The 24115-nt window shown below is 31.5% G+C and carries 26 protein-coding genes; all 26 read right to left on the bottom strand.

The window, feature by feature from the left end; translation table 11 throughout:
• Window positions 1–2 precede the first annotated feature (2 nt).
• The 26 genes from GXM16_RS17830 to GXM16_RS17705 all read right to left on the bottom strand — a co-directional run bounded on the left by GXM16_RS17830 (window position 3) and on the right by GXM16_RS17705 (window position 23989).
• Window positions 3–536, bottom strand: a complete 534-nt coding sequence (locus GXM16_RS17830) for a GNAT family N-acetyltransferase (protein WP_163395850.1) — start codon at window positions 534–536, stop codon at window positions 3–5.
• Window positions 537–547: 11 nt separating this feature from the next.
• Window positions 548–1678 carry a lactonase family protein gene (locus GXM16_RS17825; protein WP_163395849.1) on the bottom strand — a complete coding sequence of 377 codons (1131 nt, stop codon included), beginning with the start codon at window positions 1676–1678 and terminating at the stop codon, window positions 548–550.
• A 59-nt stretch (window positions 1679–1737) separates the two neighbouring features.
• On the bottom strand, window positions 1738–2835 hold the full coding sequence (locus GXM16_RS17820) for an MBL fold metallo-hydrolase (RefSeq protein WP_163395848.1): 1098 nt from the start codon (window positions 2833–2835) through the stop codon (window positions 1738–1740).
• 7 nt (window positions 2836–2842) lie between these two features.
• Window positions 2843–3265, bottom strand: a complete 423-nt coding sequence (locus GXM16_RS17815) for a DUF1801 domain-containing protein (protein WP_163395847.1) — start codon at window positions 3263–3265, stop codon at window positions 2843–2845.
• A gap of 40 nt (window positions 3266–3305) precedes the next feature.
• The gene (locus GXM16_RS17810) at window positions 3306–3674 is read right to left on the bottom strand and encodes a nuclear transport factor 2 family protein (protein ID WP_163395846.1); all 369 of its coding nucleotides are present in this window, start codon (window positions 3672–3674) and stop codon (window positions 3306–3308) included.
• Window positions 3675–3804: 130 nt separating this feature from the next.
• Window positions 3805–3990, bottom strand: a complete 186-nt coding sequence (locus tag GXM16_RS17805; RefSeq protein WP_163395845.1) for a hypothetical protein — start codon at window positions 3988–3990, stop codon at window positions 3805–3807.
• A 103-nt stretch (window positions 3991–4093) separates the two neighbouring features.
• Window positions 4094–4480, bottom strand: coding sequence for a DUF1801 domain-containing protein (locus GXM16_RS17800; RefSeq protein WP_229684382.1), 387 nt, complete (start codon window positions 4478–4480; stop codon window positions 4094–4096).
• A complete protein-coding gene (locus GXM16_RS17795; RefSeq protein WP_163395844.1) occupies window positions 4449–5060 on the bottom strand; it encodes a hypothetical protein in 612 nt (203 codons plus the stop codon). Before GXM16_RS17795 ends, GXM16_RS17800 begins: the two co-directional genes overlap by 32 nt.
• A 139-nt stretch (window positions 5061–5199) precedes the next feature.
• On the bottom strand, window positions 5200–5964 hold the full coding sequence (gene map / locus GXM16_RS17790; RefSeq protein ID WP_163395843.1) for a type I methionyl aminopeptidase: 765 nt from the start codon (window positions 5962–5964) through the stop codon (window positions 5200–5202).
• Window positions 5965–6071: 107 nt separating this feature from the next.
• Entirely contained in the window at window positions 6072–6440 is a 369-nt protein-coding gene (locus GXM16_RS17785; RefSeq protein ID WP_229684381.1) for an immunity protein Imm33 domain-containing protein, read from the bottom strand.
• A gap of 101 nt (window positions 6441–6541) precedes the next feature.
• On the bottom strand, window positions 6542–8350 hold the full coding sequence (locus GXM16_RS17780; RefSeq protein WP_163395842.1) for a T9SS type A sorting domain-containing protein: 1809 nt from the start codon (window positions 8348–8350) through the stop codon (window positions 6542–6544).
• Window positions 8351–8507: 157 nt separating this feature from the next.
• On the bottom strand, window positions 8508–9128 hold the full coding sequence (locus tag GXM16_RS17775) for a hypothetical protein (RefSeq protein WP_163395841.1): 621 nt from the start codon (window positions 9126–9128) through the stop codon (window positions 8508–8510).
• A gap of 153 nt (window positions 9129–9281) precedes the next feature.
• A complete protein-coding gene (locus GXM16_RS17770; RefSeq protein WP_163395840.1) occupies window positions 9282–9695 on the bottom strand; it encodes a hypothetical protein in 414 nt (137 codons plus the stop codon).
• Window positions 9696–9862: 167 nt separating this feature from the next.
• A complete protein-coding gene (locus GXM16_RS17765; RefSeq protein WP_163395839.1) occupies window positions 9863–11209 on the bottom strand; it encodes an RCC1 domain-containing protein in 1347 nt (448 codons plus the stop codon).
• A 145-nt stretch (window positions 11210–11354) separates the two neighbouring features.
• Entirely contained in the window at window positions 11355–11822 is a 468-nt protein-coding gene (locus GXM16_RS17760) for a VOC family protein (RefSeq protein WP_163395838.1), read from the bottom strand.
• A 215-nt stretch (window positions 11823–12037) separates the two neighbouring features.
• On the bottom strand, window positions 12038–12763 hold the full coding sequence (locus tag GXM16_RS17755; RefSeq protein ID WP_163395837.1) for a DUF4184 family protein: 726 nt from the start codon (window positions 12761–12763) through the stop codon (window positions 12038–12040).
• Between the two features lie 171 nt (window positions 12764–12934).
• On the bottom strand, window positions 12935–14320 hold the full coding sequence (locus GXM16_RS17750) for a hypothetical protein (RefSeq protein ID WP_163395836.1): 1386 nt from the start codon (window positions 14318–14320) through the stop codon (window positions 12935–12937).
• Window positions 14321–14609: 289 nt separating this feature from the next.
• Window positions 14610–15947: a hypothetical protein gene (locus tag GXM16_RS17745; RefSeq protein WP_163395835.1), complete on the bottom strand. Its 1338-nt coding sequence runs from the start codon at window positions 15945–15947 to the stop codon at window positions 14610–14612.
• Window positions 15934–17649 (bottom strand): IPT/TIG domain-containing protein, encoded by a 1716-nt coding sequence (locus GXM16_RS17740; RefSeq protein WP_163395834.1) that lies wholly within the window; start codon window positions 17647–17649, stop codon window positions 15934–15936. Before GXM16_RS17740 ends, GXM16_RS17745 begins: the two co-directional genes overlap by 14 nt.
• A 231-nt stretch (window positions 17650–17880) precedes the next feature.
• Window positions 17881–18393 (bottom strand): endonuclease V, encoded by a 513-nt coding sequence (locus GXM16_RS17735; protein WP_163395833.1) that lies wholly within the window; start codon window positions 18391–18393, stop codon window positions 17881–17883.
• Window positions 18393–19136 (bottom strand): toxin-antitoxin system YwqK family antitoxin, encoded by a 744-nt coding sequence (locus GXM16_RS17730; RefSeq protein ID WP_163395832.1) that lies wholly within the window; start codon window positions 19134–19136, stop codon window positions 18393–18395. The genes GXM16_RS17735 and GXM16_RS17730 overlap by 1 nt, the downstream gene beginning before the upstream one ends.
• 135 nt (window positions 19137–19271) lie before the next feature.
• The gene (locus GXM16_RS17725; protein ID WP_163395831.1) at window positions 19272–20201 is read right to left on the bottom strand and encodes a hypothetical protein; all 930 of its coding nucleotides are present in this window, start codon (window positions 20199–20201) and stop codon (window positions 19272–19274) included.
• Between the two features lie 111 nt (window positions 20202–20312).
• Window positions 20313–21053 (bottom strand): DUF6882 domain-containing protein, encoded by a 741-nt coding sequence (locus GXM16_RS17720; protein ID WP_163395830.1) that lies wholly within the window; start codon window positions 21051–21053, stop codon window positions 20313–20315.
• Between the two features lie 194 nt (window positions 21054–21247).
• A complete protein-coding gene (locus GXM16_RS17715; protein WP_163395829.1) occupies window positions 21248–21742 on the bottom strand; it encodes a hypothetical protein in 495 nt (164 codons plus the stop codon).
• Window positions 21743–21940: 198 nt separating this feature from the next.
• Window positions 21941–22957, bottom strand: coding sequence for an STM3941 family protein (locus tag GXM16_RS17710; RefSeq protein WP_280115146.1), 1017 nt, complete (start codon window positions 22955–22957; stop codon window positions 21941–21943).
• A gap of 183 nt (window positions 22958–23140) precedes the next feature.
• Window positions 23141–23989, bottom strand: coding sequence for a hypothetical protein (locus GXM16_RS17705; RefSeq protein ID WP_163395827.1), 849 nt, complete (start codon window positions 23987–23989; stop codon window positions 23141–23143).
• Window positions 23990–24115: the final 126 nt, after the last annotated feature.

Below are 24115 nucleotides of genomic sequence, written 5' to 3'. Positions count from 1 at the left end.
GTTCACTGAATAGCTTTAACCAATTCATATTCAAAATGGGGCAAATCAACTCCATTATGAGGAAAAATCATTTCGTTTGTTTTTACTGCGCCTAATTTTAAAACCGCTTTTTGTGAACGAAAATTTTCTGCACCAATATGAAAAATAATTGAATTTACTTTTTGAAAAGCATAATCAATCAGTAATTTTTTTGTAGCTGCATTATAAGGTCCGCCCCAAAACTTTCTTCCGATAAAGGTAAAGCCAATTCCCACATTTGATTTCTCTGGATTGTAATCGTAAAATCGGGTAGTGCCGATAACTTCGTTTGTATTTTTGTCTAAAATCAAAAAAGAACTTTTTGAACTTATGGCGCCATCAAAAAAAGGTTTAAAAACATCTTTTTTGTAACGGTCTTTTATCGGATGCTGCTCCCAGATTAAAGGATCAGATGCTACTTTGTAAAGTGCTTCAAAATGATCTTCGTGAAGCGGAATTAATTTTATGGTTTCATTTTCTAAAAAATCGGGTTGTAAATTAAAATTTGATATCGTCATTTTACGGGTCTTTATGGTTTTATTTTTTTAATCTGAACGCAGGAAACATTTTCCATTTGGATTTCATTACCGGTTTTTTTTAGCAATCCTGTTTTTGGGTTTCTTTGAAAAACGATTACATTTCCTGAATTTACATTTGTGGCAATCAGGAATTTTCCGGTTTCATCAAGAGCAAAAATTCTGGGATGATCGCCTAAAGTAGACTGATACCCTACATTCTTTAAGAGCCCTTTTTTATCAATAGCAAAAATGGCAATATTGTTTTCTTTTCCCCTGTTCGAAGCGTATAAAAATTTTCCGTCGGGAGAAATATGAATGTCTGAACTTGCAAAACCTTCCTTAATTTCATCAGAATGTGTATTGATTCTCTGAATTTTCTGTAAAGTTCCATTTTTGTATTTATAAACACTTATTGAACCAGCCATTTCTTCAATACAATACCCAAATTTTTGATTGGGGTGAAAAGTAAAATGTCGCGGCCCGGCTTCTAAATTGGTTTTTGTAAATGCGACTTTAGCTTCAGTTAAAGGTTTTTTTTGTTTTTCATCAAATTGATAACATCTGATTTTATCCGCACCTAAATCAGGTAAAAATAAATAATCAAAGTCAGGGGAGAATATAGCCGAATGAACATGTGAACGTGTTTGCCTTTCTTTATGGACACTGCCGTCCGTATATTGAAAATTTTGTGCAGTCGAATCGATTGTTCCATTTTCCAGTAATGGATGAACCGATACGCTTCCTTCTGTATAATTAGCATTTACAAGCCATTTGCCATTTTTATGAACCGAAACATACACCGGATTTTCACCTCCGCTGGTTTGTTTGTTTAAAAAAGTAAGTGTCTTGTTTTCGGGGTTGAATTCAAAACTGCTTACACTTCCTGCATTTGGTGTTTTTGTGTCTGTACAGGCATAAATATACTTTCCGTTTGGAGAAACCGTTAAATAAGACGGATTGATGATATTTTTTACGCCGGTTATTTTATTAAGATTTCCGTTTTTGGTATTCAATTGGTACACCTGGATAGATTCTGCCGATTTATCAAGATTGTAAGATCCTAAAAAGACGTAGGTATTTTGAGAAAATATAAAATTGCTGACTAATAAAGTAAGGGCTAATATATGTTTTTTTAAATTCAAAACTTGTTTGTTTTAAGGTAAAGATTTTTAGTAGAGAAATAACAATTTATCATTTATAATTATTTTATCCCTTTCCACCATTGTTTAAATTCCTGTTTATCATTTTTCAGTTCGACCAGTTCTCCAATCATCGGTGTAATCAAAGGGATTGGATTTTCTGACCTGGCATTCAATTCGGTTATTTTTATCATAGGCTCATCCCACGAATGAAGAGATAAAGGAAATTTAGAATTATGTACAGGAAAGACTCTTTTTGCTTTTAAGTCTTTCACTGCTTTTATTACATCTTCCGGTAAATTGTGAATGTATTTCCATGCCGGATTATACTGGCCATTATCAATAAGCACAATGTCAAAAGGTCCATATTTATCGCCAATTGATGCAAAATGATTGTCGTAACCGCTGTCACCGCCCAAATACATTTTGAAATCTTTGCTTTCTAAAATAAAAGAAGTCCAGAGTGTATTGCAGCGCTTAATGCTTCTGCCGGAAAAATGTCTCGACGGAGCAGTATGAAGCGTTAAATTATGATCTAATTCGATTTTTTCATGCCAGTCTTTTTCGATAATATTTTCTGGTGGAAAGCCCCAAAATTCAAAATGCGAGCCAACGCCAAGTGCAGTAATTACTTTTTTTATTTTTGGCTTTAGTTTCATTATAGTTTTATAATCTAAATGATCATAATGGTCGTGTGTGATTAGCAAATAATCAATTTCAGGAATATCATCATAGTTGTAAATATCAGTTCCTTTAAAGGCTTTTGTAGTGCCGTAAACAGGGGAGGCGTTTCCACTGAAGACAGGATCAATCAAAAACCGTTTGCCCTGAAGCTGAATGTAATAAGACGAATGCCCAAACCAGACTAAAACATCTTCATGTAAAGGAAGTTCCTTTAAATTCGTTTTTACTGAAGGAATAACATCAGTGGGGATTTTTCGGTCAACTTTCTTAAATAAAAATTCAGTTAAGACATTATAATAACCGTAACCTTCTGCCAGTTCGGGAGTGAAATTTTCATTTTCGAATTTTCCGTTTTTGTATTGAGGCGATTTTTGTATTCTGGCCAGTCTTTCCCCGGAAGGTTGTTTTCCGAACCTGGGATGGAATAAAAAATAAAAAATTAATAGTAGTAAAAGAAGGATTATTGTTAAGCCCATGATTATTTTAGATTGACGGATATAGTTTTTGTATTTCTTTTACTGATGCAGAAATCATGATTTTCAGAATTTCGAGATCAATATCATTTAAATTTTTGATATAAATACAGCCTTTTCCGGCTTTATGTTTTCCGAACTTAGAAAGAAGTTCTTCTTTATTTTCGAAAGAAGAATTGAGGTAAAGTGAAATGGCATCTTTTCTGGGTAAAAAACCGGCTAGGGGCGCATCACCTTCATGTCCGCTTTCGTACTTATAATGATAATTTCCAAAACCAATAATATTCGTTCCCCACATTTTAGGTTCGAAGCCGGTAACTTCCTGTATTATTTCCAGAAGCTCAAAAGCATCCTTTCTTTTTGCTTCATTTTCAATAGTATTGATGAAATCGATAACGCTGTATGTTGTTTCTGTAGTCTTATTTTTTGCCATAGCTGATTATTTTTGACCCGGTATCTCAAATGGAAATTTTTTAAAACATCCCATTTTCATTAATGCTTTTCTTTGGAATTGGCTGTCCTAAATCCCAAAGTTCGACTATTTTGTCTGACTCAAATCGAAAAATATGAACTACAGCGACACCTGAATCTCCTGAATTTTGTTTGACATGTGAATGAACTGCAACCAAATCTCCATCCCTTAAAACATGATGAATTTGGAGAACTTTATTCGGATTGGTTCTGGCCGATTCTTCCATGGCAAGCATCAGGGTTTCTGCATCTCCTTTAAAATAGGCATTATGATGTTTGAAATTTTTGCCGGTATATAGTCGAAATGCTTCGTGAGAATGCCCAGTAGCAGCTAGCTTTAGAAAATTCCGGGCTATAGATTTCTTAGTCATGGCATATCGATTTAAAAGAAATCTAAGTTATGAAATTTAACTCTTTTTGATGAATAATATGCCTGAAACTTGAATAGAAAGAATGTTGGGTCTGGTAAAACAGGTTTGAAGCCTGAATGGCGAATCAGTTTTATTTCACCAATCCCCATAGTGCAGTTTCAATTTTAATTTGCCTGATTTTGTTTTTGTCTGGCTGGATAAGTACGTTCAGGGCAAATGCAGCCGCAGAAGTATCAAAAACAGAATAATCAAGAGGTGCTTTAAAATTGTTGAAATATGTTCGTTGACAAGGCAAAAAGCAATAATAAAAAGCCATTTCTTTTTCGCAATTAAGTGTGTTTTAAAATTAAAGTTATGAAACTTGAAATTAATATGTTTTGAGTAAATAATCAAAATGGAACAGGATTCAATGGTATCTTTTATTCTTTGATTTTTATTGTTCCCTTTTTATACAGGTCTAAAGCTTTCTGTAAAATGTTTATAATAGCTTTTATGGGTAAATCTTCATTTGGGTTAACTCTGAAAATTTTCATTCGTGTACGGTCTCCTTCTTCTAACTGAGGATGATCAAGATATTTTCCTTCAACCATCAAAAGATAGGGCTTATCTATTTTTTTATCTGTCCATAAATAGCAGAACATTTTTTTCTTGTAGCAAAAGCAAGGCATTCCCCATTTTTTGGTCTCAGTGATGTTTGTATCCTGCTTGAGGATAATGCTCCGCAAGGCAAGCAGACAGCTCTTATTTGGCTCTGCTTTGTTTAAATAATAGTTATCAGGTTGTTGATCCATATTTTTCTTTTCCATGCTTTTTGAGCAATTCTTCAAACAGGTTGTTTTTTTTAATTCCTCCAAACTGTCCTGAAACATATTTTATGTTGGGTGCTTTTATTAGAAATTCCAAATCATCGGGAGCTTGCGGTGTATCTACGATTTCAAATTCTTCAAGATTTGGTATTAAAGTTAGAGACTGAATATCTGTAAGTCTTTTGCATTGCCAAATTCGTAATCGTTTCAGGTTTTTACAGTTGCCTAAATCAGGGAATTTTTCAAGTTTGGGCAGATACAGCAAATCAAGTTCTATAATTTGTGACAACTGATTGATAAAAGATAAATCTTCATGATTTTTAATAGCGTTCAAAAAAAGACTTTCCAGTGTATCTATTTTAGCCAGCGCATCAAAATTGTATGTGTGAACACCGTATAATTCTACAGATTTAAGCTTTGGAAGTGACTCTAAAAAATCCAGATTTCTATTTTTGATGTGCCACAACCCAATTTCGGGGCAGTTTTTATGTTTTTTGATTTGTTCGATTTCAACTTCACCCAAACGTTTCTGAATGAGAATTTTATTGCGCCCTTTTGCTTTTTGAAATCCTTCTTCCATGGTTAATTCTCTGTTATAAGCATGATTTCATAAATGTTTTTGATAAAGGAATTTAAATCCGCTTCTTTTCATTTTAATTAATAGCTTTATAGTTGATGCCAAATTAAATTCTGTTTTTAGATTAGCGTTACGGGATTTATTAATTCCAAACCCCATTCATTTCTGTAAGTATAATGGGCTTTCCGTCAGTAATAACAATTGTATGTTCGTGCTGGGCCATAAATCCTCCTTTGTCACCTACCATTGTCCATCCGTCATTAAGTTCGACTGAATATGATGAAGTTGTTGAAATGAAAGTTTCAATAGCAACTACAGAATTCTTTTTAAATCGTCGTTGGTCGTATCGGTTTTTATAATTTAATAATTCATCAGGCTGCTCGTGTAAACTTCTTCCAATTCCATGGCCACCAAGGTTTTTAATAACTTTATAACCTCTCTTTTTAGCTTCATTTTCCATAAGAAACCCTATGTCTGCAATTTTTACTCCGCCTTTAATAGTATGAATGGCTTTATGTAGTATTTCTTTTGAAGCTTCAACTAATTTTTGATGTTGATGAATATCCTTGCCCAGCACAAATGAATTTCCATTGTCAGACCAAAAACCACCAAGCTCTGCTGATACATCAATGTTTATTAAATCACCTTCTTTAAGTATTTTTTTATCAGAAGGTATGCCGTGACAAAATTCGTTATTTACGCTTATGCAGGTCCATCCCGGAAATTTATACGTCATAAAAGGTGCTGAATTCGCTCCGAAATCTTTTAAAATACTTCCTCCAAATTCATCAAGTTCTTTCGTTGTCATACCAACTTTAGCATAATTTTTCATTTCTTTTAAAGTGTAAGCAACAACGTTACTCACTTTTTGCATTCCAATGAATTCTAATTCAGTTGTTATAGACATGATAATTTTATTTTTTGTTCTGTTTTCTCTTTTAGTTTAATATTTGTGAAGGTCTACAGCTCCTAATATGTTTAAAAAGGAAGTGAAGTTTGATAACTTTAATTTATTTAATCCTGCAATTTAAAGGGTTCCCATTTATCTTTTACACTTTTCCTTTCAGCACCCACTTTTATAGGCATTTCATATAAATCATTTACAGTATGGTCGAGTTCTGTAACTTGTTTTAATGAAATGATTTTTGCATTCTCTTCAGTATGATCATCTTGTCCGCATAAAAATTGCCAGTCAGCTTCACCATCATGAGCAGCATATAAAATTGATCTCTCTTTACTTAACACATGATTACAAACAATGCAAGCCGTATTTTCGGAGTCTTTAAATTTATACTGTTTTTTTGTGGATTCTTTTTTCTGTTGTCCAAATAAGTTAAACATAGAGATTGTCATTACAAAGGTTAGTAGATATAATTTTTTCATTTTATTGATTGTTTGGTGGTGTTATAGAAAATTATGTAGATTGATTTTTGTATAGTCATTTAAAAAAACAATGTCTTATGAATTATTTTGTCCTTGATTTTTTATTCTTTAATAACTCGTTTTGTATATACTTTTCCTGAGTCTGCTATAACTTTTACTGCATATATCCCCTTTGGTAAGTTTTTAATGTTAATTTGCTTAGTCCCAGAATGAGATAAAAGCAGCTTACCGGTTATATCAAATAAATACAACTTTTCAATATTCAGCAAACTACTTATGTAAAGAATATCACTTGTTGGATTAGGGAAAATAGCTATTTCTTCAGAACTTGCATTTATCGGAGTTGAGGTACCCAAAAATTTGTCAAATATTGCTTCACCCATAAAAAGAGCATCTACATCTAAATTACGCAATCCGCTATTGTTAGTGCTTCCAATTACGTAACCTAAAAAATGAATTGTGCCATCCGGAGCTATTTTTACTTTTGAAATAGCAGAAGACTTTGTCTGATCAATTTTTTTTGCGTTTACCCAGTTTCCGGCTGTGTCAATGATAGCAATGAAAGGATTTGTTTTGTCTGAATTTAAGGATAGATTACCCAATGAAACATTTCCTTCGAACTGCCCTCCAACAACAATTTTATCACCGTTAATAAACATGGTAAGGGCATCGGAACCATTTCCTCCGTCTATGGTTTTCAACCAAACCAAATCTCCTTTAACAGGTTCGTATTTGGCAATGAAAGCAGTTCCACCGGAGGCAGATGCCTTTGTATCATAGGCAAAAGTATTGTTCAAATCGAAATCGACGCTACTTCCCCTAAAACACCCGATAACATATACATTTTCATTTTTATCGGTCAGTATTTCGGTAGCTCTGTCATACAACATACTATTAATTGTTTTTGCCCATTGCACTTTCCCTGAGCTATTGTATTTCGCAATAAAGATGTCTTCTTTCTCTCCGGCACAATCCTGCATGGTCATACTTTTGGGAGTTTTGTATGGAGTAGCATCATTAATAAACAATTCAAGTCCAGAACCAGAATGATAATTTCCGGTGATGTAAAAGTTGCCTGAAGCTGCTGAATGAACATTTAGTTCTCTGACTACTCCGCCTCCGATACCTTTAACATCAATAAATTCTCCGTTTCGACTGTATCTGGCAATAAAAGAAGTATGACAGTTATTAGCAATAATAAGGTCAGCATCATTTGGATACGTCTTGGTTTTGTCAAAATCAATAGTGATATAGTCTCCAAAACTTCCTGTTACAAGAATATTGTTGTTCTGAGCAAAACTGAGTCTGTATCCCGAGTTTAAAAGTTCTTCTCCTTTAATTTCTTTACAAAAAAGTAATGTACCTTCAGGAGAATATTTCACCAGTATAATATTTTTGTTGAACCTCCATGAGTGATCCCAGGCATTGTATATTTCATTTTTAATAATGGATTGGGGAGAAGTGTGCTGAGGATCGAGGTCTATCACATCGTTTACAAACAAATCTACATCTGCTAATATGTAGATGTTATCTTCACTGTCAACCAGCACGTCTGCTACCTGATCGACAGAGGAATGTGTTTCTTCATGTTTACTCCCGCCGATACTTTTTATCCAGATTATTTCATTATTGCTATTATATTTTGCAATAAAACCATTGGCTTCAACGCCTGTGCTCAATAAATGTGAGCTGTCAAAAGCTACATTTTTGCCCGAAAAACTACCAACTACAATTTTATTCCCTTCTGAGTCAAAGGCGATACCAGAATCAAATCCGTCCCTGGGAATTACATAGTCATTATTGAATGGGATGCTGTGCTGATTGGTAAGAGTTAATTCCTGAGCATTAGCATAACTAAATCCGAAGAAAATTACGGTTAACAATAGTAGTCTGTATATTTTATTTTTCATCTGAAACTTTTAAATAACCCAGGGTAGTTTAATTTTTTTCTTACAAATATATACAAATATATCATCTCATTTAACATAAATGAACATACTTTACTTGTGTTAATCATAACGTTCTGCCGCTTTACACAGTTGCGGGAAAACGGTTGTTATTAAGAGACTATTGTTTCTTTTCGCGCTTGATTGTCCAACGTATTAAAAATATCAAAAGACCAAATGCTAACATGTTAGCAAAAGCTGTGAAATAGTTATATGGTTTTTCAATCTGCTTTATGTTTTCGGAATTGGTAATTTTTATGGAATTAAAAAACTTTTCTTTGGCTTTTATGTCGTAGGATTGGACTTTTGAATAAATAAAAATGTATGTTATACCATTTAGATACAAAATCAAAGTTTCTGCACTTTCTTTTTCTGATTTTTTTTCTTTGAAAATCAGTTTGTAGGCATTATAATTTTTAAATTTTATTTGAATAGAGTCTTTAAGAAATAATCCTTTTTTTGCCATAGCTTTAATTTGAAAACTGGCGATTATTTTATAATTTTTCCATAACTCTTTTTCACTTTCGGGAAGTTGATTTTTAACCAAAGTTTCGGCACGCATTGCTACATAAGAATCTGCATTTGAATTCAAATAAAAAGCTCTGAGTTTTGCTTCTTTTGTAACTTGATTAATTGTTTCTGTTTTTCCGAAAAAATCAACCGCGACATTGTTGTCAAGCTTTGCTTGGCTATTAATAAGAAACGGGAATATCAGAATTGCGAAAGTTATATATTTAATCATATTCTGTTTTAGCAATGTGTTTAACTTACTGCTGACATCTTGGTACTTGAAGAGGTTGGAATAAAGATGCGGGATTTTTTAGTTAAAATACAAAAACATCTTTAAATTCAGTCTAAAAACGTAATCGCCAAACGGCTGTTAGCAGTAATGTTTTTATTTAACCTCAATTATAATTTTAGTTTTCCAACCAATTCCATCTTCTCTGTTTTCAATTAGGAATTTCTCCATTTCCCTTTTACTTTTTAAAGTTTTTTTGAAATCAGAATTTTCAATTTCAAGTGTATTAAATGAGTTAACTTGTCTTCTTATTTCAGATTCTGACCAAGTTCCGATTCCAAAATCTAAACTTGCTGTATCTTTTTCCTTAATATTAAAAACTATTGAATCTCCTTTTTTATTTTCTGCATAGTCTAAATCGTAGGTAGTTACTGTTGAGTCTATTTTAAATTTTATTTTCAATTCAGAATCCGCATTGTTTATAAATTCAATTGAATGTGGCGGGTCACAACTTAAACAAAGCATAACAATTAATAAAAGGACGATATTTTTATTTATATTTTTTTTCATTTCACATTACCGCTAACGTGTTGCTACTAAAGTGGGTTTGAGACTAAATTAAGACCATTCTTCGGATTTGCCACTCGAGCGACAGGCGAAGCAAATCATCCCAAATACAAGGCCATTTTTAAATTAAGCCAAATGCCTAAATCTATTGTAGCAAGTAATAGTGTTTTTTATATCTTAATAAATTTACTTTTAAATATTTTGTATTCAGAATGTATCTCAATCATATATATTCCTTTATCTAAATGGCTAACATCTAATCTTGAACTACCTTTATATTCTTCCAATATTTTTTTGCCTAAAATATCAAATATTAAAATTTTTGAGATTAAAAGATCCTCTTTATTAATATTAATTATCTCTGTTGTTGGATTGGGATAAAGAGTAATCAAATTTTTCAAATTGAATTGATCAGTCGTTAACGAGCTACAGCTAATTAATGTAGGTAGATTCCTTGTTGAGTATGTTCCATCTCCTGTATAACTTCCAGATGACCAGACTGTATTGTTTGATTTTAATGCGCATGAACGGTAAATTCCCAAAGAAATAAATTCCCAATTGGTATCACTTCCAATTAACGTCGGTAAAGATTTGTTACTATTGGTTCCATCCGCTAATTCGCCCGATCCATTACCTCCCCACATAAACAAAGAACCGTCTGATTTAATCCCAGCACTGTGATATCCTCCAGCGGAAACAGATAACCAATCCGTATCAGTTCCTACTTGTATTGGACTGCTACTGTAGTTATTTGATCCATCTCCTAATTGGCCTACATCATTCATTCCCCAAGAGTATATTTTATTATTATTTTTAATTCCTAAGGTGTGATATAAACCACATGATATTGATTTCCAGTCAGTATCAGTCCCTATTTGGTGTAAATTATAATCTGTTACGATCGTACCATCGCCTATCTGACCATAAAAATTACCGCCACAACCCCAAATAGAACCGTCTGTTTTTAAAGCAATGCTATTATTATATCCACATGAGACACTTGACCAGTTATTGGAAATTCCAATTTGAGTTGGAATAGTTTTATTAATAGTAGTTCCATCTCCTAACTGACCATAAGAGTTGCTGCCCCATGACCATAATGTACCATTTGTTTTTATTGCCAGAACGTGATTCGAGCCAGCTGAAAGTAATTTCCAATCTGTATCTGTACCTATTTGAATTGGGATTGTTCTATTGATAGTTGTTCCATCTCCTAATTCTCCATGAGAGTTACTTCCCCAACACCATAGTGTACCATTGTTTTTTATTGCTAAAGTAAAAGCGTAGCCCGTTTCAATAAATTTCCAATCTGTATCTGTTCCAATTTGTATTGGAGCTGATTCAGCATTTGTATTTCCATTTCCTAACTGGCCAGGATAATTATAGCCCCAACCCCATAAACTTCCATCCATTTTTAGAGCTACGGTATGCATTGATCCCAAACTAATTTTATTCCAACATTGAGCTTTTGCCTGGATTGATAATAGTATGAGTATTAATATTTTTAAGGTTTTCATTTTTCATTTTTTAATATTATCACCAACGTTCTGGCGCTACACCAAGGTGGCGATTCGATTTCGAAGCACTTAACTTTCAACTAAACACAAGGCTTGATTTAACCACTGAACCGCCAATTTTGTTAGGTGCTGTTATGGTCAGTTTTTATTTTAGTTCTGCTAAGATAATTTTCTTTTGCTGCAATGTATTCTTCATTGCCTTTTCTCTAACCTTTGGATCAGCATTGTTTATAAGGTCAAAATATTCAACAGGAACTACTTGCCACGATAAGCCATATTTGTCTTTGCACCAACCACATGAGCTTTCTTGTCCACCATTTTTAGTTAAGGCACTCCAATAGTAATCTGTTTCGGCTTGATCTTTAGTGTTAATAACCAAAGAAACTGATTCATTAAATTTTTGAAATGGACCTGCTGCTAAAATGCTTAATTCCATACCAGCAATTTCAATAATCGCTGTTTCAAAGTTTCCGCCTCCAGCTTCTGGTGGGTTTGTGTATTTGTGGTGCTCTTTTAGTTTGCCGTCTTTAAATATTGAAAGATAATAGTCGGCAACTGCTTTTGCATCTGTTGTTTCTACCCAAATTGAAGGTGTTATTTTTTGAGTAATCATATTTTCATTGTTTTTGATTGTATCATTTCTTATTAAAGTTTGGTTGATTGCTTTGTTAGCGTTATTAGATTGACTTTAATTTGAGCAAGAGGTTGTCAAGCCAATAACAAGTACATAGTTATTCATTTTTTATACTAAGGTTTGTTTGTCTATTCGTTCTTTTTGGCGCATTACGCATAACGTTCCGCTACTACAGCGGGTTTGGTTATCGCCAGTTATTCTTCAGTTCTTGTTTTCAATGGAGTTAAAATTAGTGAAATTATTCCAGACGAAATTGTTGTAACGATTACATTTCCGTATTGCTTAATTTCAAGTCCACTTAAAATTCTGATTGAAATAATTGTAAAAGTCAGTCCTGCAAAAATTATCCAGTATTTCAAGTTTATTTTTTTATTCACGCTACTATGCGTTGGAAGTTTATAAAAAGCAAGAGCAATTAAAAGACCACCGATTAACGTGCTAGAATGTTGTAAAATTTTAAAAATAGGGATTTGTTCTTCAAAAATGTCAATTGTTTTTGTCAAGCTCGGAATTGCTTCAACGAAGTAGCCGTGATTGTGTGTAAAGCTGTCCCAAAATAGGTGTGAAGCCGTACCAATTAAAATTGAAATTATCACTACCAACCAATTTTTGTAGAAGAAGCGATTCCAGTTAAATTGTTTAAATGTGGAAAATCTTGACTTTAAAAAAGTCGGCAAGTTGTCAAATAAACTGTTACGAACTATGTTGTGAAAAGTAAAAGCAAGTAGTAAACCTAATGGTAAGTCAAACCAAATCATACCTTCTAAAGTATGGCTGTAATTACTCTTAACTCTCATTCTTAAAAAATATTCAAAGTCTGGTGTTAAACTTCCGATTACAAGCCCAGTCAACGAGAACCATTTGCGAGGCAAATATGTCAACGGTAAAATTATTGCTGGATGGGTAAATGTAAAAGGCATTCTTTTCTTGTTTTTTAGTTTGGTTATCTTCTGTTGTAATTGGCGCTAACGTTCCGGCGCTTGCCGAGGTTAGGGGGCAAAGCCGAGTATTTTCGGCTAAACGAATATATGAACAAAAATGATAATTCCACTAAAGCCCCAATCACGGCAAACGCCTGTTGGCGGTAGTTTTTATTGAGAAATAGTTTCTATGAAATAACTGTTTCCCAATTGATTTAACGATATTATTTGATTTTCAAAAAGCTCAATAAACATTGGGATTCCAGTAGTGGGATATTGTTTTATGGTTGACGTAAAGTTATTTTTTTCGAAAACATCAATTCGCGGGTTGTTTAGATGTGAAAAGTAAATAAGGTTGTTTTTAGAAATTTTTGCATCTCCAAAAATAGGGTTTTTAGAATAACTTTCGGTTGTAACTGTTGATACATTTTTATAGTCTAAAGAAGATTGATAACCCAGATTTGTACTTATAAAAAAAGATTTATCATCTGATAAGGTAAATAATCTACTGTCTAATTTAGTATAATCATCAAATTTTGTCTCTGTAGATACTTCATTTCCGTTTATGTTTAATTTAGTAACACCAGTACTTCTATATTCTAGTCCGTCCACTTTAAGGAAGAAAAAATAGTTTTCTTTTGCATATACGAGTTTTGACTGAGGGTTACTGGTGTATGTACCATTTCTATTTAAAACGATATTGCTTGTAAAGTCATATACAAACATTCCTCCGATATATGCATAAGGATGTTTTTCGATAAATAATAAATGATTGTCAATTGTTATTGCAGATGTTATGTCGTAATCTGTAAATAAGTTTATAGTTTTTTTAATTTCATAAGAATTTAAATCTATAACAAAAACTTTCCCATTTTCACTTGGAACGTATAAATCAGTAACACCATTTAATTCTCCGATAGAACAAAAGAAGATTCTGCCAGCTATTTTTATTTTATTATTTGTTAATGAATTTATATTGTAAAATACTATTTCACCGTCCGGGTTAATGATAATTATCTCATTTTGATGAAAAGGATTTTTAAGTGTTTGACTAGGTTTAAAATTTAGAATCTTAGGGTTTTCTATGGATAAGAAATTTTTACTCAGTATCTTTTTGCCATTTATAGTCTTAATAACCGCAAAGTTGATCTTTTGTTTTGTATATTGACTGGCATCTGTCAAGGTATTATCTTTTTGGTCATTAAGAGTTTTCAAGATCATTCCATTTCTGACAATATCTTCACTGGAATAGGATGCGTATCCATCAAAAACAGCTATAGAATAATTTTCAAAACCTACATTATTGTCTTTTTCCCATATTAAATTTAAACTTCCGTCGGCTAATTTTTTTAGGGATGTTATTGAAAATGACAAATCTTTATTTTCGTACGAAAGATAATTGACGCTGGTAATACTCGTTTTATTATTGTGTTCATCCATATAATTTGTTACAACAGCGTAGCCTACAAATGAATTAAACGGAACTTTATTATCTACATAGACATCTTTCAGGTTATTAGTCCCTTGATATATAAGTTGTCCTAAATTGGTAATCATATTTGGACTAAAAAACTCATCCGTGTTGGATTCAAATCTATAAACGCTATAGCTTATAAATTTTTTTATTATAACTGGTTTCCAGCTTAGTGTTAACTGATTATTATTCCCTATTAGGCTAATTAATTCTGTCTGTGGTGCAAAAACTGAATTTTCAGGTAAGTCATCCTCTTTAGAGCAACTAATAAATAATAGAAAAGTAAAAGAATATAAAAACTTTTTTTTAAAAAAATAGAGATTCATAATGGTTTTAATAATCAGATTTGGGTTAATTATATAAGGTTTGGGATTAAAATGTTTCAATGGCACATTTTATATTTAAGTCAAAACTATAACCATATCCAAAACTCCAATAGGATGCAGGTTCATAGCCTCCAATAACTTTTAAACCATTACTTGTAACCATCGGGTAAAATGGATAAAGCTTAGTTTTGATTATTTCTATAAGGTCATAATTGGGGTTGAATTTATGAATAGTTTTTTCTCCTTGTACAGTCGCATAAAGGTTATCTTGGTTATCAAAGGCAAACTGAAAATAATGTTTTCCTGTAATATCATACAACCTTTTTTCAATTTTGAAATCATTGATATTAAAAATACAACCATTTATAGAGGTGATAATTTTGCTTTTTGATGTGTTCCAGGCAAATATATTCGCATCGATTGAATTTGCTTGAAGTAAAGTATTTGAATGATTATACGAAGTACGTGAACAACTTGAGCTTGTGCAAGTTCCAGAGGTAAACTCAAAAATATTTAGCCCGTTATTTCCGTTATAGCAATATAAAGCAAATAATTTAGTTGAATTATAAGGTTCCAAATAATCAGCATTTGACCCCCAACCTGTATTTATATTAATACCTGTATTTATATCATAATAACACCAAGTATCTTTATCTTGGTAATATATTATATTCCCCAATACTGAAAATGCATTTAATCTATCGGTTATTTTGCAGGAGTAAGTTGCAATTGTTTGATAATTATTGTTATTTATTTTATAAATAACACCTTTGGTATCAGCAAGAAATATTTCGTTATTGTTTACAATTTGAAATTTATTATTTAACAAGCTTCCGTCTTTAAAAGCTTTTGTATCTGTTAGTTTATTTTGTACGCTATTGTATTTTTTTAAAAAGCCGGTACTTTCTTTGTCCAATATATGGAAAACGTCAGTTTGGTTTGGTTCTTTTAGAACTTGAAAAGGAACTCTGTCAAATTTCACAATATCTCGTGAAAAAATTTTATTTTCACTTTCTAAAACAGCAATTTTTGCAGGGGATATCCTTTCATCGGCATAGGTAATTACAATTTTATAGGACACTTCAGAATTATAGGGTACCTCATTATCAACAAAAGCTGTTTCATTAGAAGGTAGATTAGCTATCTTTTCAAATGGAACGAATTCATTTTCACTGTTTTTTGCTTGCCTTTGAATTGTTAATTCCTGAATAATTACTCCTTTGGGTCTTGAAAGCTCCCAGTTAATTTTTACTTGATTGTATGAAGTTTCAAATTTTGAAACTGTAATTGCCAAAGGTAATGTGTTACTATCATCACTCTCGCTACAACTAAAAAGAATTGCAAATAATATAATCAGTAGGTATTTGTATTTAGTATAATCCATTTAATATTTCTTTTCTTAGTTTATAGGTAGCGGTAGAGTTTGGGTAATAGCTTATCGAACCGCCTCTGTAATAAATTTCATTATTTAGAGTGAAGAAATTGGTGCCAAAACCAGATAAAGAATATAAATCTACTTGTTTAGAGGCATTTGTATTGATATTAAAAAGATGTGAATTATAATTAACCTGACCTCCAAAAACGGCATTTGAATATGTAAAAAAAATATTGTACAATCGATATTCAGTAGTGTCTAAATTAGGTGTGATTTTGTATGTTTTATAATTACCCCTAAAAGTTGTAATATAAATATCTTTTCCAACAAATAAATAATTATTTCCAACATTCCCGTTACTATCTAATGCAGGAATTTCTGAAAATGAAGAACTTGGTAGAACAGTCCAAGTGTTTGTTACTTCTGAATATCGATATTTTTGATCTATAATGGTAGTATTTACATTATTGTTAATAATTCCACTAAGGAAATACAAATTATTTTGATATGCAAAAATTATAGAATTGTAAACCTTATTTCCAAAAGGGAGAATTATAGGTGTTTCAATAAAAGTCTTTAAATCTAACTTCGATAAAGAATATTCATTTGTTGTAAAAGATCGCTTATATAAATACACATATCTTTCACCGTCAAAAACAGCTTCTTTGAGATAACCCGTATATTTGAAAGACGATATTTCTGTCCACTTTTCGGTGGTTGAAGAAAATTCTAATAAAGAATATGTGAAATTGAAATCATGAGATCCATTGTCATTATATTTAAATTGATAAGCTTTGTTGTTGTATACAAATGCCGGATGTTGAAAATTTGCATCTTTGACATGGTCAACCAAAATACCATCGTTCTTAATATTTAATAAACAGTCAAAGCTATAGGTTAAACCAGCAGTTTTGTATGTTATATTGGTAATTTTAAAATCTTTGTAGGGACCCGGAGGAGTGTCTATGGTCAATTTATTATTATCAGCTTGAAACCTAGATGGAACACCATTTACAAATACTTCTCCAAAATCTTTATTAGGATTAAAATTTTCTCCAAATACAATAAGCGCTGTTCCAATCCAGACGATACTATTATTAATGCCCAAAATCACGGGTGATTTTAAAGACAAAGGCAGGGTTGATGTAACTTCTTGAAGTTGACTTCCGACCTTGATTTCTAAGTTTGTAGTTCTAATTTTAGAAGGGATTTCCAACTCAATTTTATTGTAATCAATATTAACAATTGTAGCTGTTTCATTATTTACAGTTACCGAAGCAAAATCTTTAAGTGTATCGAAATTTTCACCATAAATTGTAAAAGTTTCGTTGAATGTAACACTATCACTACTGTACTTACTAATTATTGGTTTTTTTAAAGAAAAAGCCTGCTCTAGTATTGTTTTATTTTCATTTAAATCAATAATCTTAAGTGTTGGGTTATTTCTTTTAATTGTCCTGGGAACAATAACTACAATCTCTTTATCAGATTTATAATTTATTTGGGCTTTTTCTAAATCAAAAAAGACCTGTAATTTGTCAACTTCAAAATTTTCTATTTTAATCGTTATTGGCTGACCTAACAAACCACTCTCCGGAAAATTAACAATTGTTGGAGAAATATATTTTTTGTCTTCGGAAGAACTACAAGCGTTTAAAACGTATGCCAGCAGGATAAGTGTTATTATAATATTTTTACTGATATTTTTCATATATGATAAAATTGATAATCTTAAAATTGATACTTGTTTTATAGTCTAATAACTAAAATATTTATTCGTTGGCTTACTGTAATTCAGTCGTTTTTGGGATAATTACCGCCAACGTTCTGGCGCTTGGCGAAGAACGGATTTCGAAGCACAAAACTATCAGCCGGCACTTAACTCGATACGAAGCACAAAGTTTCATTTAAGCACTGAACCCGCTTTTTTGCCAAACGCCTGTTAGCCACAGTTTTTCTCTTTGGTTAGTCTATCTAATGTTTTTAGCAATGTTGGTATTCGGTTTAGTCCATCCATATTTTCTATGAGTTTCTTTGCTTTGTCTAGGTCAATTCCAATAGAAGTTATGTAAAGCGGCTTTATACTTTTTCCTCTTGTAAGTTGTCGCTTATTTTTCTCTAGTGTTGCGAAATTTGTTTTAGCAACACCTATTATTGGTATTTCCTCTTTCAAATATTTGTATAAATGTCCGCCTAAACCCAATTTTTCATTGTCGTCTAAATACACATAACCGTCAACAATAATTGCTTCAATATTTTTGAATTTAATATTTTCGAGCAAACTTACTATGGATGGTAATTCTCGTTTGTAAAACTCACCTGATTTATATTCTTCAATATTTTCGATTATCTTACTGTGAACGTTATAATTTTTTTGGTCTGCCCAACTGTCAAATGAAATACAAACAGTTTTTGCTTTGTTCTCAAAATAATAAGTGTCAAAAGCTAGTATCATTAGTAAACAACTTTTGAATTTTCATTGTATTCCATCCAATACGTTTTTTCATTGTCTCCCTTCTTTTTCCTAACTGTAAATGAATACAAATGTTTAGCAAATTCTTGAATGTCAGCAATAGGATGCACAAAAAGTTCTGTAAGCAATCTTTCTCCCAATTTACTATTTTTCACATATACCTGACTTATCCAATCAAAAACTTTATATTTCAGATTATGAGAGTTTGAATCAAGTTCAGGGTAAAGAGCAATCAGAATCTCAGGATAGAATGAGAGTAAGTTTTTATGATAAAAAATATTTTTACTACAAGGGCTATGATACTCCGTAATAATAGCTATCTCACCATTAGGGTTAAATATGGTTGAATTGCTTTCCTCATATTTTTCTTTAATAATGCCATTTTTGTAAAACCAGCATCCATTTTCAAATGCAACTATTCCATCCTTATCCCACTTTGTTTTTTTTATAGAATCATATTTTATTTGCCCATTATCATACCATTCCTTTCCTGAAATGTAGTTGCCATTACTATAAATACTAGTTTCAGCTAATTGTCCATTCTTATGATAGGAAACAGATTCACCATCATAGTCACCATCTTTATACTCTGTATAAGAAAAAGGATTTGTGTCATTATACAAAAGAGTTCCCGTAAAGAGTTCTCCCTTGTATTTAAGATAATTTGTCCCCCAAAGATTGTGTTCTAAATTGATGTCTTCGTCAAGTATTACGGGCTCTCTCATAAAATTGTGGCGAACGTTCCGCGGCTTGACGCAGTAGCGACTGCATGAAACGATTATTTGTTGCTAAGATAAGATTTTCTAGCGGAAAATCGAACGTGATGTTAATTGTGTTTTAGTTATTGAGCCAAACCGCTGTTATAAGCCGTTTTTTCTTGACTTTCTCCAATCCTCTAATACTATCAGCTTTTTGCTTTTTGGGTCGAAAAATTTTATTTTGAAAGTTTTTTGATAAATGTAATAATTGAATTCTTTTCCTTTTTCGATATCAACTCTAACCCAATAATAATCTTTTTCATTCTCTTGAGGAGATTCTAAAATTGCAATTCCATTCCAGCCTTTACTTTCAGGTAAGTTTTGCATTAGTTTCATAATTTTTGTTCTGTTTTCATTGTCAGAATCACAAATCTCAAAGCTTGGGTTTCCAGTCGGAAAAAAGATTTCATTAAGAAGAGGTTTTCCTTTTTCAAGTTCTCCAACCCTTTTTAAAGTCCATTTGTAATAAGCAAAGTGTTTTCTAGATTTATCTTGCTCAATGGTTTTTCTATATGTTTTAAGCGCTGAAGTTTTATTTCCAGTACTTTCATAATAATTACCCAATGCATATTCATCTCCGTTCCAATTACCAATACTGTCAATAAATGATTTTGCGGTCTTGAAATCTTTTAATTTAATATAGTTTGCCGCATATGCAATAGCAGCATCTCCAGTTTTGTTGTTTTCAAAGTTTAATTCAGTGATTGATTCTTTATATTTCCCAATTTTATAAAATATTTCTGCTTTTAAATAGTGTAATTTGCTTTCAATATTAGACTTTATTTGAGATTTATATTTTTCAGTTTCTTTTTTATTTACAATAAATAAGCTATCAGATTTTTTAATTACGTTTTCTGAATTGCTTTCAGATTCTTTGTATAAAGTTACCAAATAGTCATCAAATTTTCTCATTTCTATAGAAACTTTATCTGCTTCCTCGCATGCTTCATGTTCATGTTCATATACATCTTCATGCTCATTTTTACATGATATAAAAAATATAGATAATATGATTGTAAATAATATCTTCATATGCAGATTTGTGTTTAAAATGGCTAACGTTGTGGCGCTACACGAGGTTTGGAGTTAAATTAAGCCAAATGCCCCAATCTCTTGTAGCAAGTGTTGGGCGTTCGGTGTTTTTTAGGCGTTACTTTCTTTAATTTTGAAATAGCATTTTTCACAAACAATTTTAAATTTACCTTGTTCCCAACACTTTCCTGCTAAACTATCTTCTTCAATTCTTATTTTTTCACATTCGTTACACCAAGCTACAAAGTCGTCATCTTCAAATTCAAACTCCATATCTTCAGCTGTTTCAAAAGATTCTTCAAATCCATTTTTGCTTCCTTCTTTTAAATGTTGACAAATAAAAGCTCGTCTTCTTCTATTATGATTTTCGCAATCTACATATTTGTTCTTTTCCGTATCTGCTAAATCATTATCCATCAGTTCTGTTAGTACAATATGAATCTTTAAATGGTCATAAAAAGGTCTATAAACTCCGATTCCACCAATTAAATTAATGCAAATAGACGATAATTCCCAACCTATTTCTTCATAAGAATCAAATTCGCCATTGATTAAATTCTCATACTTATTTGTAATTCCAAAACCTTTAATTATTTCAGCATCGACGGCTACTTTTTTTGTCGTATTTTCATTATCCCAAGACCATTTCCAAGTTTTTAATTCAGTCGAATATGTTCCAACTTGATAGTATCTAAAATTAAGAATTTTGTCAGATTTAGAAAGAGTTATTATTCCGCTTGCTTGGTCATAATCCCATTTTGTGAAGGAATTAATATCATAAATCTCATTTAAATTATCTTGTAACTTTTCTAATTCTTCAAAACAGCTAGTTAAGAAATCTTTATATGTCATATTTTATTATGTTGTGAAGTACTGAATTTTCTCTTCTGCGGTACAATGATGCCCAACGTTCTGGCGCCTTTAGCTGTTTGCAACTTATGAAACAGAGCATTTTCAGCTTAACGAAAATATGAATTAAAACCGATAATTTCACTAAAATTGCAAATAGCTAGAAACGTGTGTTATACCTGATTGTGACAGGTCTGTTAAGCACGAAAGATTAGACGTTCCAATTTTCGATTCCTATTTCTTAATGCTTTCCGCTTTCCAAATTCTATCACGAAAATGCTTGTACTTTCTTCTTTTTTTTTATAAAAATAGGATACGACATATACAATAAGAAGATATGGGCAATAAATAACATAAGTCATAATCGCTTTTAATTGCCAGCCTATTCCCATCATACTTATTTCTAATCCTTTTACTTTTTCCAAGTTTTCTTTGATAACATTTTTATATCGTTCAACATCATTCATTGCCTCGAAATCATAACCATAGTGAGAAAGGAGAATTTTATTTGAAAAGTCTGACCACCATCCAATTAAAAAAGTTAAAAGTGAAGTTATAATAATGCCTAAAATTAGGTAAAGGAGAAAATTATTTTTCAGTTTTAGTTTGTCTAGTTGATTAATTATAAACAGAGGAGAAACAATAAGAGTCAACAATAAAAAAAATGAAAAAGATGTTGTTAGAATTTCCATTATGATTTTGTTCTTTTAATTTTAGATGTTTTAAAAGCGAGTTTTTCTCGTCCAAGGAGCAATCAGGTATAACGTTCTGGCGCTACAATCGTTTTGCGGATTTTGAAACCGAGTATTTTCGGCTAAACGAAAATAGGGTTTAAAAACGGTAATTCCACTAAATTCGCAAATCGATTGAAACGTGTGTTGGTAGCAGTATTAATTCCACTCGTTTAATTCTGCATCAAATTCTTTTCTGTTATGATTTAAAAATTCAAGTTCAAGGATGTAATCTTTTCCGTTGATTTTATAATCTATTTTGTCAGCTATATATTTTTGGATTAAGTTTAATTCTGTTTTACTTGTTACGATTTTTAAGTTGTTTGGGTAAGTACCATATTTGGTTTTATGTTTTTCAATTTCGGTTGTTATTTTAATTCCGATTTTATTTGTAGTATAATCATAGATTTTGAAAACTAACACTATTAAAACCATATTAATAAACCCTAAATATGTTATTCTTTCTGAATATTTCCGAAGTTTGGAATTATTACTTGTTCCTCTATACCATTTAGCAATTAATGCTGATATTCCCATTATTATCATTATTGCCCAAAAAGCATAAAAATTACTTAATGAAATTATACCTAAACCTATAATAATTAAAAAGTATAAAAAGTATTTTTGAAAATCAGAAGTTGAATTCAAATTATGATTTGATAGAAATGTTCTGATTAGATTGTTTCTATCATTTTTTTCAACGTCTTTTATTTTGTTTATTAATATTGTAAGTTGGTTTTCGTCAATTTTTAATTGACTTAAATTTAGATTTAATTTTTGTGCGCCAATTAATTCAGTCAATTTTTCTGCCCAATTGTACTGTCTTTTTTTGAATTCATAAGTTTCATCAACAATAATTGAAATAAATTTTTGGTTATAAATGTCAATCGGATAAGCTTTAATAATTTGTTCCCATTTTATTTCGTTCTGCTTTGTCGTCCTGTCCCAAATTCCATTTTCATTTATTATTATTTGCGGTCTTTTGTCCAACAAAGTAAAAATACTGATTGGAATTCCTAAACCAAAAAATGAAGCAATAAACCAGCCCATATAAAAATCAAAAGTTCCATTTTGCTTTTCAGAAATCATCCAAACACCAATTAATACAAAAGGTAAACACAAAGCAAAAATTTTAATTCCTTTCAAGTTAGATTTGTATAGTTTTATTTCTGTCATTTTTGATTTCGTCTTTTTTTCTGTGAGTTGCGAAAATATTGCCACCAACGTTTCGGAGCTTTGCGATGGTGGGGCTAAAGAAGCACAAAATTTCAATTTTGCACAAATGTTGAACCGAAGAACAACTGTTGAACTTTGCAGTTTCGTCCCACTATTGCAAAACACTTGTTAGCACCAGTTTTTTTATGTTGTCTTGTAAATATACCATCCGTTTCCAATTTCTCTAATCATAATTATTCTGCTTAGGTTCATTTCGGGTAAATCTTTTTTGTCTTTTACATAAAAATACCCAACAGAGTTGTCAAGCATTCCACCAATTAAAAAATTAATACAATTTCCTAATTTGTAACCACCTGTCGAAACTGAGGAAATGAAAAGTTTATTATAGTCAATTTTAGAGGTTTCAATTAGTTTCAAACTTCTTTCTTCATCCACTTTTTCTTTTTCAAGTTGAGTTAAAGCAAGGTTTTTAAGTCTTTCAAATTCTGATTGGTTTGTCAGGAAATGTTTTATAATGTTTTCATCTAATTCAAGTGTAAGTTTTACGTTTCCTAATTGAAAATTGTAATCTTCTTTAGATTTAAACATTTCAAAGTCCTTATTTTTATTCTTTTTTGACTTTTCAATCATTTCGTCCACTTGTTGTGGTGTCATTTTTTCAAGCTCTATTTTTATCTGCTCAATCATTCCAGTCATTGCTAAAGCTCTGAATGCATTCATTTTCCAAGAAGTTTCTTTCTCAAAATGTAAATATGTGTCAAAACCTTTTCCTAATGTGTCCAAGACCGTCAATCCAACAACTGCTGTTTTGTCTGTTTGTCCAAGTAATGCAAATTTTGTAACGGTTCCATTTTGTAAATCTTTTCCGTTAGGTTTTCCTTTATATTCGCCCGAAACATAATTTTCGATGTTTGGTAAAGTCTCTTTCGAAAATATTTTCTTTGCTAAATCCAATGGCTCATAAGTCTGTCCATAAACTGTCGTAAATGTAAGAAGTAATGTCGTGAATATTGTCGTTATAAGTGTCTTCATAAAATTGGTGCTAACGTTCCGGCACTTGGTGAGGTTGCGAGCTTCTGAACCGTATATTTTCTATTAAAGATGAAATTTCTTGCGAAATGTAAACGTGAATTTACTACAAAATTCGCAATCTTGCCA

Source organism: Flavobacterium limi, from assembly GCF_010645075.1.
GTDB classification, from domain to species: Bacteria; Bacteroidota; Bacteroidia; order Flavobacteriales; family Flavobacteriaceae; genus Flavobacterium; species Flavobacterium limi.
This window is presented reverse-complemented; position numbering and strand designations above follow the sequence as displayed.